Raw genomic sequence first — 12942 nt, 5'->3', positions numbered from 1 at the left:
GTGTCGTTACTCCGCGTGGCTCTGATCGACCAGATCGGACTTGATCCGGTGATTGCCGTGAAAGATGAGCTGGACCAGGTGGTCCCAGAAAGCGATGGCCAGGAGGATTGCACCGATCGACATCGAGATCTGCGGGATCCAGATCGGAGTCTTGTCGAGACCCTGGCTGATCTCGTTCCATCGCCAGGAGACATAGGTGCCCTTGACCGCGTACCAGGCGAACCAGGTGGCGATAAGGGTGCCGACGGCGAAGCAGAAGGTCTCGCCCCAGCGGCGGTAGCGGCCAAGCGCGCTGAGGACCAGTGACACGCGGATATGCGCGCCGTGGTTCAGGGCATAGGCAAAGGCGAAGAACGATGCGGCCGCCATGCAATAGCCGGCGTAGTCGGTCGCGCCTGGAAAGACCTGTCCCGTCCAGCGGGCCAGCATCTGCAGGACGATGATTGTAAGTATCGCAATCAGGAAGATCGATGCGATGACGCCGCCTGCCAGGTAGAGTGTATCGAGAATGCGTCTCAGCGCGCGCGCTGTCGCCATGGTCCCCGTCCCCTGTTCTTTGTGAAGCTGCGGGCCGGGGATATCCCCGGCCCGGCCGGTTGGTTTAGTTGCCGGCCTTGTAGGCGTCGACGATGGCTTTGCCCTCGTCACCGGCTTCGGCGAGCCATTCCTCGGTGAGTGTCGCGCCGATCGCCTTGAGTTCCTCCATCAGCGTGTCGCTGGCCGGGGCAACGGTCATGCCGCCTTCCTTGAGCCCGTCGAGCGTGAACTGGGTGTAGTCCTTGGAGCGCTGCAGGCCTTCGGCCTTGGCGGCGGCGGCGCAGTCGTTCATGGCGGCCTTGGTGGCGTCGTCGAGACCGTTCCAGGCGTCCTTGTTCACGAAGACGATGTTCCGCGGCAGCCAGGCATCGACGATGTAGAAGTACTTCAGGTGCTCCCAGACCTTGCGGTCATAGCCGGTGGCGCCGGAAGACACCATCGAGTCTGCAACTCCGGTGGCGAAGGCCTGGCTGATTTCGGCGGCTTCGATCTGAACCGGCAGCATGCCGGTCAATTCGGCCAGACGCGCAGTGGCGGTGGAGTAGGAGCGGAACTTGACGCCCTTCATGTCGGCGACAGAGTTCACCTCGTCACGGAAATAGAGGCCCTGCGGCGGCCATGGCACGGAGTAGAGATAGTGCAGGTTCTCTTCGTCCAGCGCCGCAGCGACCTTGGCGCCGGCGATTTCCCAGAGCTTTTCATGCTCGTCGAAGGACGACACGAGGAACGGGATCGAGTCGACGCCGTAGAGCGGGTTCTCGTTCTGGTGGGCGGAAATCAGGCGTTCGCCGATATTGGCCTGGCCTGTCTGGACGGCGCGCTTGATCTCGTTGCCGGGGAACAGCGATCCCGAGGGGTGGGTGACGATCTCGAGGTTGCCGCCGGTGGCGTCGGTGACGCACTTGCCGAAGTTGGCGCCGACTTCCGAATGGAAGTTGGTCGCGGCATAGGCCATCGGCATATCCCAGGTTTCCGCCGATGCCGCGCCTGCGGCAAGGGCAATGGCGCTTGTGGCCAGCAAGGTCTTCATGTGTTTCATCATCTTCTCCCGGTTGGTTTGGTTGGTTTTGGTGTCATGCACGCCGGAAGCGTGCAGGCGAATAGGGCGCGAGGTCAATATTTGGCTGACGCCCAGAGATGAGTTGTGACAGCAACCGCCCGGTTTTCGGGCCGCCTGTCAGACCTACGTGGTCATGGCCGAAGCCGAACCACGCGCCTTTCAGCGAGGGAGCCTCGCCGATCAGCGGAATCGAATCCGCGATGGATGGGCGGTGGCCCATCCACTCGACCGTGTGTTTCCACGAAATTCCGGGGATGGCATCGCGGATGTTCTTTTCGAGAAGCCGGAACGGAGCGCGGGAGGGCGCGGCATCCAGGCCTCCGAACTCGACGATGCCCGCCAGTCGCAGGCGACCGTCCATCGGAGTCGCCACAAATTTTCCGCTTGCGATCATCACGGCGGCGCGCGGCATGACCGAAGGCTCCCAAAGCTCGAGGTGATAGCCGCGCTCGGATTCCAGCGGGACGTCCACGCCCAGCTTTTCTGCCAACGGGCGGGACCAGACGCCGGTCGCGAGAACGACCTCGTCGCAAGCGAGGGTTTCGCCGCCGACGCGCACACCCGAAACGGCTCCGTTTTCACGGGCGATATCCGTGACTTCTCCGATCCGGAGTTTCGCGCCGAGCGCTTCGGCATGGGCGGCGAGGTCTTTCACGTAGCGGCCCGGATCGGTGATCCGGCCATGGTTTCCGAAACGCGCGCCGAAGCCGAGATCGGGGCCGAAGGAGGGTTCGTATTCCTGCCAGGCCTTGCCTTCGAGTTCGTCCCATTCAAAGCCATGCTCGCGCCGGACAGACCAGCCGAACGCGTCGCCGTTGTAGTGATCGCGGTCGCGGTAGACGAAGACATAATCGCTGGGGACCAGCCATTTCTCGGCGCCGGTTCCCGCGGAAAGCGCCTGATGGTCGGCCAGCGAGTCGCCGATGATCGGGGCAAGAGCGGAGGCGCGGTGGCGGACCGCGTCGGAAGTGGCATGGCTCAGGTAGCGGATCAGCCAGGGGGCCAGCTTGGGCACGTAGGACCATTTCAGGAAGAGGGGCTGGTTCGGGTCGAACAGCATCCGAGGGGCTTTTTTCAAAAGGCCCGGAACCGTGACAGGAATGATCGAACAAGAGGCCAGCACTCCGCCGTTGCCATGGCTGGTGCCTTCCGCGGGGCCTTTCTTGTCGATCAGTGTGACTCGATGGCCGTCGCGCAGGAGCCATATCGCCGTCGAAACTCCGACGATGCCGGCGCCGATCACGGCGACATGGCGGGATTTGGGATTGGTCGATTCAGAGCTCACCCCGACGCCCCTTTCGCAGATTCGCTGAGTTGACTGTCTCACACTTTTGCAGTTCGTCAACAAATTGTTGACAAAATGCATTTGAGGCCGCCACGCTGACCAAATGGCAGCGAACACACTTGGCCCCGTCGTTTCTTCGGCTCACCTGGCCGATGGCAGCTTTCCGGAGATCTCGGAGCTGGAGTTCGGGCTTATCCTTGCGGGAAACGCGTTTCACCGTTGGGTGGTCCATGCGATGACCGCGGCGGGACAGCCCGAGTTGTCCTCGCTGGAAGTTCTGGTTCTGCACACGGTGCGCCATCGCGACCGGCCGAAAACGTTGGCTGGCATCTGCCTGGTGCTGAATGTCGAGGACACCCACACGGTCAACTACGCGGTCAAGAAACTGGTGCGCGCCGGGCTGGTGAGGACCGGGCGACAGGGCAAGGAAAAGACGGTCGAGGCGACCGAAGCGGGGCGCGAGGCCTGCGCTCGGTACCGCGAAATCCGCGAGCGGCTGCTTCTTGACGCGGTTCTGGACCGGGGGCTGGACCCTGCGGTGGTCAGCCAGGTGGCGTCGATCCTGCGCATGATGTCCGGCCAGTACGACCAGGCGGCACGCGCGGCGACGGTTCTCTAGCGCGGCGGTCATCGCGCGTACCTCTCGATCCTGTCCATATCGGGAACGCCACCGAGGCCGGGGGTGTCGGGGACGACGACATGGCCTTGTTCCACGCGGAAGGGCGAGGACAGGATGTCTTCGGCGAGAAAATAGCTGGCCTGGTAGAACTCGCAGCCGAGCGTGATCTCGGGAGTGGCCGCGATCATGTGGGTCCCGGCCAGATGGGCGAGGCCCGCTTCGAACATGTCGCCGCCATAGGCGAGAAGACCCGCTTCGGCGGCCATGCGGGCGACCTCCTGCGCACGGGTCAGCCCACCCGATTTCATGATCTTGATCGACACGCCGTCGCAGATGCCCTCGCGGATCGCGCGGGCCATGTCCTCGGGCCCGAATACGCTTTCGTCGGCGAGAAGAGGGATGTCGGTGAGGCCGCGGAGATGCGCCATCAGGTCGAAGAGATGCGCGCGCACGGGTTGTTCGATAAAGTCGGGACGATAGGCCGCGACGCCCAGCACCCGATCCTCGGCCTCGTCCGGCGTGAGGCCCTGGTTGAAGTCGACGCGGACGCGCAGACTGGGGTGATCCCGTCGAATGCGGTCCAGCCGCATCGTGTCGAAACCCGCTTCGCGGAAGCCGGTTTTCAGTTTGATGATGCCGACGCCGTCTTCAACGATGCGTTCCAGTAGTCTGAGATCGTTGTCGAAATCAGGATCGGCAATCGAGACCGAAAGGGGGATCGGGGCCGGGTCGGCGCCGCCGAGCAGTTTCCAGACGGGCTGTCCGGTCAGGCGGCCTTCGAGATCCAGAAGCGCGGTTTCCAGCGCGGCCTTGGCCTCGGTGCAATGGGCGACGGCGTAGAGCGCGTCGGCCATGATCGTTTTGCGGTCGGCGACGGTGCGCCCCGTGACGAGAGGGCGAAGGTACCGGTCGAGCGCCGCGAAGCTCGCCTCGGGAGAGCCTGTGAAGACCGACCAGGGCGACGCCTCTCCCCATCCGGTGGTTCCGTCCGCGGTTGTCAGGCGCAGCACGACGATTTCGCAGGCACCAGCGACGCTGCCGATTCCATGGTCGCGGCGCGACGTGACCGGCAGCGACAAGTGCCAGACGTCGAAGCCCATGATTGGCTGGTCAAGATCGCCCAAGCGACGCATTCCCCCGAGGTTCCCGGAACCGACATTGCCGCAAGGAAAGCATCATTTCTAATACAAATATTTTACAATCACATAAGATTAAGTGATGTAATGCATTCATGGCTCCCAGATTCAGGCAATATCAGGCGTTTCACGCGATCATTGAGAAAGGCACCGTGACGGGTGCCGCGGAATCGCTTGGCATTTCGCAACCCGGGATCAGCAACCTGATCGCGCAGTTGGAGCGCCAGACAAAGCTGAAACTCTTCGAGCGCCAGCGGGGGAGGCTTGTGCCGACGCCCGAGGCCTCGGTTCTGTTTCATGAGGTCGATACGGTCGTGCGCGGGTTGGACCACGTCACACAGGCCGTCGTGGATTTGCAGAACCAGAAGGCCGGGCAGTTGCAGGTGGCGACCAGCCACGCGATGGCATTCGGGTTCATGCCCGTCGTTATCGCCGAGTTTTTGCGGGACAGGCCGAACCTGACGATCGCCTTCCAGTCGCAATATTCATCCAAGATCCAGGAATGGGTCAGCGCAGGGCTGTTCGAGATCGGCATTTGCGAGCAGCCCTTGCGGAATGACGATCTGGACCGCCGCGAGATGTCCTTCTCGGTCCAGTGCGCGGTCCCTGAGGCCTCGCCGCTGATCAAGCACGAGGTTCTGACGCCGTCGTTACTGTCGGATGAGCCCTTCATCGTGATGGGTGTCGATCACATGGTGACAGCGCGCACGCGCGAGGCGTTTCAGGCCGAAGGTGCGCGTCTGCGGATCAGAGGCCATACGGACCTTTTCCGGAATGCCCTGAACCTTGTAAAGCAGGGGTTGGGCGTCACGCTGGTGGACCCGTTCACCCTGTCATCTGATGATGGCACGGGATACGTGGTGCGGCCCTTCGCGCCGGTGATCCTGCTGGATATGTTTATCGTGACGGCGCGAGCGCGGCCATTGTCGGCCGTTGGTCGAGAGTTCCTGGCGGACCTGGAGGCGAGGCTGGGACGCATGGCGTGGCGCCCCGATTGAGTGTATGGGCCGGACAGCTTTGGAGGGCAGGGCGATGAAGGTGACGGGCGGCAAGACGATCTATGGGGCCTCGGTGGGCATCCTGATGCTGGAGGCGCGTTTCCCGCGTGTCCTGGGCGACATGGGGAACGCGGGAACCTGGGATTTCCCGGTGATGTACCGCGTCGTGCGAGACGCGTCGCCCGATCGGGTGGTCCGGAAGCGGGCAGAGGGCTTGTTGGGGTCCTTCATCGATGCGGCGCGGTCGCTGGAAGCCGACGGGGCGGACGGAATTACTACCAACTGCGGCTTCCTGGCCCTGTTCCAGCAAGAGATCGCCGAGGCGGTGGGCGTGCCGGTTCTGACTTCGTCGCTGATGCAGGTGCGCGCCGTGAATGCGCTGTTGCCGAAGGGCAAGCGGGCCGGTGTCCTGACGATCTCTGGCTCCACTCTGACACCGGCGCATCTGGAAAAGGCAGGGGTGCCCGACGGCACACCGATCGGCACGACCGAGGGCGGAGTGCACTTCACGCGGGCGATTCTTGACGATGCCTATGAGCTGGACCTGGCGCTGGCGGAGCAGGACAACGTCGATGCGGCTCTTGCGATGCAGGCCGCACATCCGGAAATGGGCGCTCTGGTGCTGGAGTGCACCAACATGACGCCCTATGCCAGCGCGATCCGAACGGCGACTGGTTTGCCCGTCTTTTCAATGGTTTCCTTTGTGAGCTGGTTCCAGTCCGGTCTGTCTCCGAGGCATTGGGCGACGGCATTTTGAACGCCGTTCAGGATTTTTGTTGATTTACTGAAAGTGTCGCGCTACCCAGAAATGAACAGTGTTCATAAAGTGAGTCGCCGTCATGCCTCATGTTGTCGATACCAAACAGCTTATCGCCGAGAATATTCTGACCGAAGCGCAGGGGGCCGAGATCGCCCGGCGCTCGCGCGAGACGATGGTTTCGCTGGTCGTCAACGTCGTGCTGTGCGTTGGCATCGTGGCGGCGACCCTGGGACTGGTGTTCTGGCTTGCCGATGCGCTGGCCGTTGCCGTTGCGGGCGCGGTTTTCGTCGCGGCAGGCGTGGCGGTTCTGGCCCGGGGAGGCGAGCTTTACCGGATGCTGGGCAATGCTGCGGCGCTGGTCGGTGCGGGCATGCTTGTGGCAGGCGGCGGGATCGAGCTGGTCGACAAGTTCCAGGACATCGCCGGCTGGCTGATGCTGGGGCTGGGCGCGGGGCTGGCTGCAGGGGCCTACGGGGTCTTTGCCCGGACGGCTTCGCTGAAGTTCGCGGCGGGCGCGGTCCTGTTGATGGGCGTGGCGCTGCACCTCTGGGGACTCGGACTGGCCGCAGAGGGTGTTTCGGGCCTGCCGCGCGCGCTTCTTCTGGGCTATGCCGCTGCACTGGTGGCGGGGGCGGGCGTGCTGGTGGACGTACGTTTCATCACGGCGCTGGCCATCGTGCCGTTCGCGCAGATGCTGGACACGGGAACCGGGTACTTCCACGCCGCCTATTTCTTCTATTCGCCGGAGGCGACGCTGACGGTCCTTCAGATGTCGGCGCTTGTGGGCGCGGGAGCCTGGGCGATGACGCGCACCCCGGACCGTTTCGGGCGGCACGCCGGAATCCTCGCGATCATGGCGATGGTCGTCGGCAACCTCGCCTTTCTCGTCGGCTCGCTCTGGGGCGACTATGTTGGCGCTGAGTTGGTTGGCGGTCGGCCTGTCTGGGTCAATGGCATGGAGTGGACCGACTATCACGCCGCCATCGACGCCTGGGAGGCGCGGTTCCTCCACATTTCCGAGCATGTCTTCTCGGTGGTCTGGGCCGTGCTGCTGGCAGGGGGCGCTTTCTGGGCGGCGCATGCCAACCGGCGCGGGCTTTTCAACGCGGCAATCACTTTCGGGGCGATTCACGCTTATACCCAGCTTTTCGAAACGATGTCGGACGAACCTCTCGCCTGGGCGCTGGGCGGGCTGGCGGCAATCCCGCTGGCCTGGGGCATGTGGCGGCTGAATGTCTGGCTGGCCCTGCGTGGTGACGGAAACAGACCGCAAATCGCCGCCGCTTAACCTTGACTCGCATGGCGTGCGGGCGTAGCCGGGACGAGCTTTGGTTTCGTTCCGGTTTCGCGCCGGGACGGTGAAAAGGGAACGCGGTAAGGGATCTCCCAATTCCGCGGCTGCCCCCGCAACTGTAGGCGGAGAGCGAAGGCTGCACATGCCACTGAGCCCGGAGGGTTCGGGAAGGCCAGCCCAGCGATGACCCGCAAGCCAGGAGACCTGCCAAGGCTGTCACCCGGTTCTCTCTCGGGGTGAGGGGCGAACGGCGGATTCCGCAGTGGTGATTTAACCGTCTGCGGGAAGGCTTTCTTTCCAATGACTTGAGTGGGGTGGTGACGGATTTCCGTCACTTTGGACTATTGGAAAGTGGATTATGAAAATCAAATCCAGATTACTTTTGACGGTGGCGCTGGTGCTGCCGCAGACCGTGTTCGCGCAGGGCGTGATCGAGCTTGACGAAGCGCTTGTCACCTCGGGGCTGATCCCGGTCGCCGTGAACGAGACCGGTGCATCTGTCGAGATTCTCGACGCCAGCGATATCGCTGATGGCGCCGCGACACTGGACGACACGCTGGAGCGCCTGCCGGGCGTCAGCGTGACGCGGACCGGTACGCCGGGCGCGAACGCCGATATCCGCATCCGCGGTTTGCCGCAGCGTTATACCGGTGTTACGATCGACGGGATCGACGTGATCGATCCCTCGGCGCCGCAGTCCGCGCTGAACTTCGGAACGATGACCCGTGCGCTGGCCGACCGGATCGAGGTCGCCAAGGGCACGCAGACGGCTGTCTATGGATCGGACGCGATTGCCGGCACCGTCAACATCACCAGCTGGCGACCGACCGAAGAGGGGTTGAGCTGGGGCGGGCAGGCCGAGGCGGGCAGTTTCGGCTGGGCGTCGTCCGTGCTGCACCTCGGCTATCTCGACGACCGGGGCGAGGCGGCCCTGACGCTGGGCGCCGTGCGCTCGGACGGGTATTCGGCCCGACCCGGCAATGCCGAGGCCGACGGGTTCCGCCAGACCTCGCTTTCGTTCCTTGTGTCGCGCGACGTGACCGACGCGGTCACGCTGGGTGTGAACGGTTTCTGGGCTGACAGCGAGGTGGAGGACGACGACACCGATCTCGATCCGACGGGCCTCTACTTCGAGACCAAGACCGGACTTCGGGCCTTTGCGGAGATCCGGGGCGACCGGATCGACCACGAGTTTTCGGTGTCGCGCTATGTCATCGACCGCGAGGATCCGACCGGGTTCTCACGGCTCTTCGAAGGCACGAGAACCGAAGTGGACTATCTTGGCACGACGGATTTGTCGGCGAACGCCAAGCTGGCCTTCGGTGCTGATTGGGTGGAGGAAGGCTCCAGCATCGACGGTTCCTCTGCCGAGGCCGATAACTGGGCGGTGTTCGGCGAGTTGCAATACGCCGTCTCGGACCGCGCCGACCTGTCGTTCTCGCTGCGCCACGACGTGCATTCCGATTTCGACGACGCCACGACCGGGCGGCTGGCGCTGGCCTATCGGCTGAGCGATGCGACGACGCTGAAGGGCGTGGTCGGCACCGGGTTCCGCGCGCCCTCGCTTTACGAGCGGTTCGGGCCTTTCGGAAATTCCGCGCTGGAAGCGGAGGAAAGCCGGTCGGCGGAACTGGGTATCGCGCATGATGGCGGGTCCTGGTCGGTCGAAGCCACCGCGTTCCGCTCCGAGATCGACAACCTGATCGGTTTCGGCGTCGCGACCTATATCCAGACGCCCGGCGAGACCGTGGCGCAGGGTGTGGAATTGTCGGGCGAGGTCGATCTGGGCCGTGTCTCCCTGTTCGGTGCCTATACCTACACCGATTCAGAAGGTCCGGGCGGCAGGTCCCTGCGCGTTCCGCGTCACGACCTTGTTCTGGGTGCGGAGACCGACATCACGGACCGCCTGTCCGGCATGCTGTCTGTCCGCCACGTGGCCGACCGGCTGGACATCGACGCGGGGTTCGCGACAGTGGCCGCGCCGGACTACACAGTGGCCGATGTGCAGCTCACCTATGAGGTGCGGGATGGCATGCAGGCCTATCTGAGGGTCGAGAACCTGTTCGACGAGGACTACGAAGAGGTGTTGACCTACACTTCGCCCGGTCGCTCGGTCTTCGTCGGGCTGAATGCGTCGTTCTAGGCTGATACCCTTCTGCGCTGCGCTGGCTTTCGCCGGCGTGGCGCTTGCCGATTCACCGCGGCGCGTCGTCACCATGAACCACTGCGCCGACCAGTACGCCCTTCTGCTGGCAGCGCCTGGCCAAGTGGTGTCCGTCTCTCACATCGCGCTCGATCCGTTCCTGTCCGCCATGGCGGACGAGGCGGCCGACGTGCCGAAGAACCGCGGCGGCGCGGAGGAGATCTACCGGCTGGAGCCGGACCTCGTGTTGGCCAGCACATGGTCCGATCCTCTGGCGGTGGGGATGCTTGAACGCCTCGGCATCCGCGTGGAGCGCGTCGACGGGGTGGAGCGGCTGGCGGATATCCCGGGACGGCTACGCGAAGTGGGCGCGCTTCTGGGGCGGGAGGCGGTCGCCGAGGAGATGGCGCGCGGTGTCGAGGCGCGGCTGGCCGCTCTGCCGGAGCCCGGCGGCGCGCGGCCGGAGGCGGCGTTCTTCCATGCGGGCGGATATTCGTTGGGCGAGGGGACGCTCGCCCATGACATCCTGACACGCGCGGGGTTCGACAATCTGGCCGACAGGGTCGGGCGAACGGACGGCGGCTATATCCCGGTCGAGGTCCTGATTCTGAACCGTCCCGATCTTCTGATCACCTCCGGTGCCTATCCCGGGTCCAGCCAGGCGGAGGCGCTGATGGATCATCCCGCCATCGCCGATATCCCGCGTGTCGAGAGCGATGCGGTCTGGGCCTGCGGGCTGCCGGCAACCCTGGATGCCGTCGAGGCGCTGATCCGCCTGCGCGAGGGGCATCGGAACTGAGGAATTGCGCCGCGCCTTCCGCGCGTCGCGACGCGGGGGACGCTGTCCCCCGCACCCCCTGGGATATTTCAGGGCCGATGGAAGCGGGACGCGGGCGCTCAGGAAGCGGCCTGCATCATTCCTTCGGCCTTGAGCTTGTCATGGGTCATGTCGAGCGTCTTCCATGCGCGTTCGATCAGGATGTCGATCTCGCCCGTGGTCATCACCAGCGGCGGCGAGATGATCATGCGGTCGTAGACATGGCGCATGATCAGGTTGTTCCCGAAGGAGAACTCGCGGCAGATGTAGCCCACGGTGCCCGGATCGGCCGCGAAGCGGGCGCGGCTTTCCTTGTGGGGCGTCAGGGCGATCGAGCCCATCATGCCGACGATCTTCGCCTCGCCGACCAGCGGATGCGCCGTGAGCCCTTCCCATTTTTCCTTGAGGTAGGGGCCGGCCACGTCGCGGACATGCTCGACGATCTTTTCGTCCTGGAGGATGCGGATATTCTCCAGCGCCACGGAGGCAGCGACCGGGTGACCGGAATAGGTGTAGCCGTGGTTGAACTCGTCCGATCCGATAACCGAGGCGATCTCGTCCGAGACGACCGAGGCGCCGATCGGCTGGTAGCCGGAGGAGAGGCCCTTGGCGATGGTGATGATGTCGGGTTTCGCGCCGACGGTTTCATGGCCGAACCAGTTGCCCGTCCGGCCGAAGCCGCAGATCACCTCGTCGCAGATCAGGAGGATCTCGTATTGGTCGCAGATACGCTGGATCTCGGGCCAGTAGCTGTCGGGGGGGACGATCACGCCGCCCGCGCCCTGGATCGGTTCCGCGATAAAGGCGGCGACACGGTCCTCGCCCAGCTCGAGGATTTTCTCCTCCAACTCGCGGGCACGGGCGAGGCCGAAATCATGCGGGGTCATCTCGCCGCCCTCAAGCCACCAGTTCGGCTGGTTGATGTGGTGGATGTCCGGGATTGGCAGTGAGCCCTGCTGGTGCATCGGTACCATGCCGCCCAGCGAGGCGCCGGCGACCGTGGAGCCGTGATAGGCGTTCTTGCGGCTGATCACGACATTCTTGGAGGGCTTGCCTTTGAGCGACCAGTAATGGCGCACCATGCGAAGGTTGGTGTCGTTGGCATCCGAGCCGCCGGAAGCGAAAAAAACATGGTTCAGATCGCCCGGCACCACCTCGGCCAGCTTGGCGGCTAGCTGGATGACCGGAACGTGGGTGGTCTGGAAGAAGGTGTTGTAGAAGGGCAGCTCCTGCATCTGGCGCGCGGCGACCTCGGCCAGCTCTTTCCGTCCGTAGCCGACATTCACGCACCAGAGGCCGGCCATGCCGTCGAGGATTCGCTCGCCTTCGCTGTCGGTCAGCCAGACGCCTTCGGCCCGCGTGATGACGCGCGCGCCCTTCTTTGCCAGGCCGTCCGCTTGCGTGAACGGGTGCATGTGATGGGCCGCGTCGATCGCCTGCAGTTCGGCGGTGGGGGAGTTGGTGGAGATCACGGTCATCTGGGGCATCCTGGGTCAAGAGCGGTTGTCGCCAAATATGATCAAAAGTGGGGTGCGGTCAATCGCAGTCCGTCAGTCTAAGAGTGTGAGGCGGACCTGACCAAGGCCCTGACGGATGTCGTCGGCAATGGCCTGTGCCGCACGCGCAGCGTCGCCCTCGTGGAGCGCGGCGAGGGTCTCGGAATGCTTGTCCGGCAGATTCGCTGTGCCGTAGCGCCCGCAGACGATTCGCAGGCTTGGGCCGACCTGGAGCCAGAGAGAAGAGACGATTTTCGAGAGAATCTGGGCTTCGGCCTGATCATAGAGACGGAAATGGAACCTGTAATTGAACTCCAGGTAGCGTTCGATGTCGCCACTGGCGATCGCGGCATCCACTTCGCGATCGAAGGCGTGGAGTTCCGACAGGCAACCGTCGGTCATGCGCCGGGCGGCGAGTTCGGTCAGGCGCGGTTCGATGGCGAGCCTTACATAGCTGATTTCGTCCAGATTCTCGCGAGTTATTGGAGGCACTCGAACACGCCGGTTGCCGCCGGCTTCCAGCGCCCCCTCGGCGGTCAGTCGGCGGATCGCCTCGCGCACCGGCGTCATGCCCGCGCCGATCAAATCTGCGAGCCCCTGAATAGTTACCGCTTGTCCCGGGACGAGAGTTCCGAAAAGGATCAGGTTGCGAATCCTGTGATAGATCGCCTGGTGTTCAGGGAGTTTAATGACCTTTGTGCTCAACAATCATGCTCCTTGGTTTGGGCCAGAGCCAATAATGCGGCAGCGTCGCGTCGCATAACAGGAATCGCTTGTATCTCGCCCGTCATTTGATC

The 12942-nt window shown here is 63.9% G+C and carries 12 protein-coding genes and 1 riboswitch; of the genes, 6 read left to right on the top strand and 6 right to left on the bottom strand.

Annotated features, from left to right (window positions below; translation table 11 throughout):
• Positions 1-6 precede the first annotated feature (6 nt).
• The 3 genes from ACKLNI_RS16535 to ACKLNI_RS16525 form a co-directional block, all read right to left on the bottom strand.
• Positions 7-537 (bottom strand): TRAP transporter small permease, encoded by a 531-nt coding sequence (locus ACKLNI_RS16535; RefSeq protein WP_413720195.1) that lies wholly within the window; start codon positions 535-537, stop codon positions 7-9.
• 64 nt (positions 538-601) lie between these two features.
• Positions 602-1576, bottom strand: a complete 975-nt coding sequence (locus ACKLNI_RS16530) for a TRAP transporter substrate-binding protein (protein ID WP_413720194.1) — start codon at positions 1574-1576, stop codon at positions 602-604.
• 34 nt (positions 1577-1610) lie between these two features.
• Positions 1611-2882 (bottom strand): NAD(P)/FAD-dependent oxidoreductase, encoded by a 1272-nt coding sequence (locus ACKLNI_RS16525; RefSeq protein ID WP_413720193.1) that lies wholly within the window; start codon positions 2880-2882, stop codon positions 1611-1613.
• Positions 2883-2985: 103 nt separating this feature from the next.
• Here ACKLNI_RS16525 and ACKLNI_RS16520 point away from each other — a divergent pair, with 103 nt between their 5' ends.
• Positions 2986-3501 (top strand): winged helix DNA-binding protein, encoded by a 516-nt coding sequence (locus tag ACKLNI_RS16520; protein WP_413720192.1) that lies wholly within the window; start codon positions 2986-2988, stop codon positions 3499-3501.
• An 8-nt stretch (positions 3502-3509) separates the two neighbouring features.
• Here the strand turns inward: ACKLNI_RS16520 and ACKLNI_RS16515 are convergent, their stop codons facing one another.
• Complete coding sequence (locus ACKLNI_RS16515) at positions 3510-4625, bottom strand: enolase C-terminal domain-like protein (RefSeq protein WP_413720191.1); 1116 nt, start codon at positions 4623-4625, stop codon at positions 3510-3512.
• A gap of 107 nt (positions 4626-4732) precedes the next feature.
• On the opposite strand from ACKLNI_RS16515, the gene ACKLNI_RS16510 reads away from it, so the two are divergent.
• The 5 genes from ACKLNI_RS16510 to ACKLNI_RS16490 all read left to right on the top strand — a co-directional run bounded on the left by ACKLNI_RS16510 (position 4733) and on the right by ACKLNI_RS16490 (position 10631).
• Positions 4733-5635 (top strand): LysR family transcriptional regulator, encoded by a 903-nt coding sequence (locus tag ACKLNI_RS16510; RefSeq protein ID WP_413720190.1) that lies wholly within the window; start codon positions 4733-4735, stop codon positions 5633-5635.
• Between the two features lie 34 nt (positions 5636-5669).
• Complete coding sequence (locus ACKLNI_RS16505) at positions 5670-6392, top strand: aspartate/glutamate racemase family protein (RefSeq protein ID WP_413720189.1); 723 nt, start codon at positions 5670-5672, stop codon at positions 6390-6392.
• 82 nt (positions 6393-6474) lie between these two features.
• Positions 6475-7683, top strand: a complete 1209-nt coding sequence (locus ACKLNI_RS16500) for a hypothetical protein (RefSeq protein WP_413720188.1) — start codon at positions 6475-6477, stop codon at positions 7681-7683.
• A gap of 29 nt (positions 7684-7712) precedes the next feature.
• A riboswitch (cobalamin riboswitch) is annotated at positions 7713-7915 on the top strand.
• A gap of 132 nt (positions 7916-8047) precedes the next feature.
• Positions 8048-9832 carry a TonB-dependent receptor plug domain-containing protein gene (locus tag ACKLNI_RS16495; protein ID WP_413720187.1) on the top strand — a complete coding sequence of 595 codons (1785 nt, stop codon included), beginning with the start codon at positions 8048-8050 and terminating at the stop codon, positions 9830-9832.
• Positions 9819-10631 (top strand): ABC transporter substrate-binding protein, encoded by an 813-nt coding sequence (locus ACKLNI_RS16490; protein ID WP_413720186.1) that lies wholly within the window; start codon positions 9819-9821, stop codon positions 10629-10631. Before ACKLNI_RS16495 ends, ACKLNI_RS16490 begins: the two co-directional genes overlap by 14 nt.
• Positions 10632-10729: 98 nt before the next feature.
• Here the strand turns inward: ACKLNI_RS16490 and ACKLNI_RS16485 are convergent, their stop codons facing one another.
• Positions 10730-12127 (bottom strand): aspartate aminotransferase family protein, encoded by a 1398-nt coding sequence (locus ACKLNI_RS16485; RefSeq protein WP_413720366.1) that lies wholly within the window; start codon positions 12125-12127, stop codon positions 10730-10732.
• A 72-nt stretch (positions 12128-12199) separates the two neighbouring features.
• Positions 12200-12850 (bottom strand): GntR family transcriptional regulator, encoded by a 651-nt coding sequence (locus ACKLNI_RS16480; protein ID WP_413720185.1) that lies wholly within the window; start codon positions 12848-12850, stop codon positions 12200-12202.
• Positions 12851-12942 lie beyond the last annotated feature (92 nt).

The sequence above is a fragment of the Silicimonas lutimaris genome, from assembly GCF_047314965.1.
GTDB lineage: Bacteria > Pseudomonadota > Alphaproteobacteria > Rhodobacterales > Rhodobacteraceae > JAVJUV01.
The sequence above is the reverse complement of the archived record's forward strand: the minus strand, read 5'-3'. Positions and strand labels throughout refer to the sequence as shown.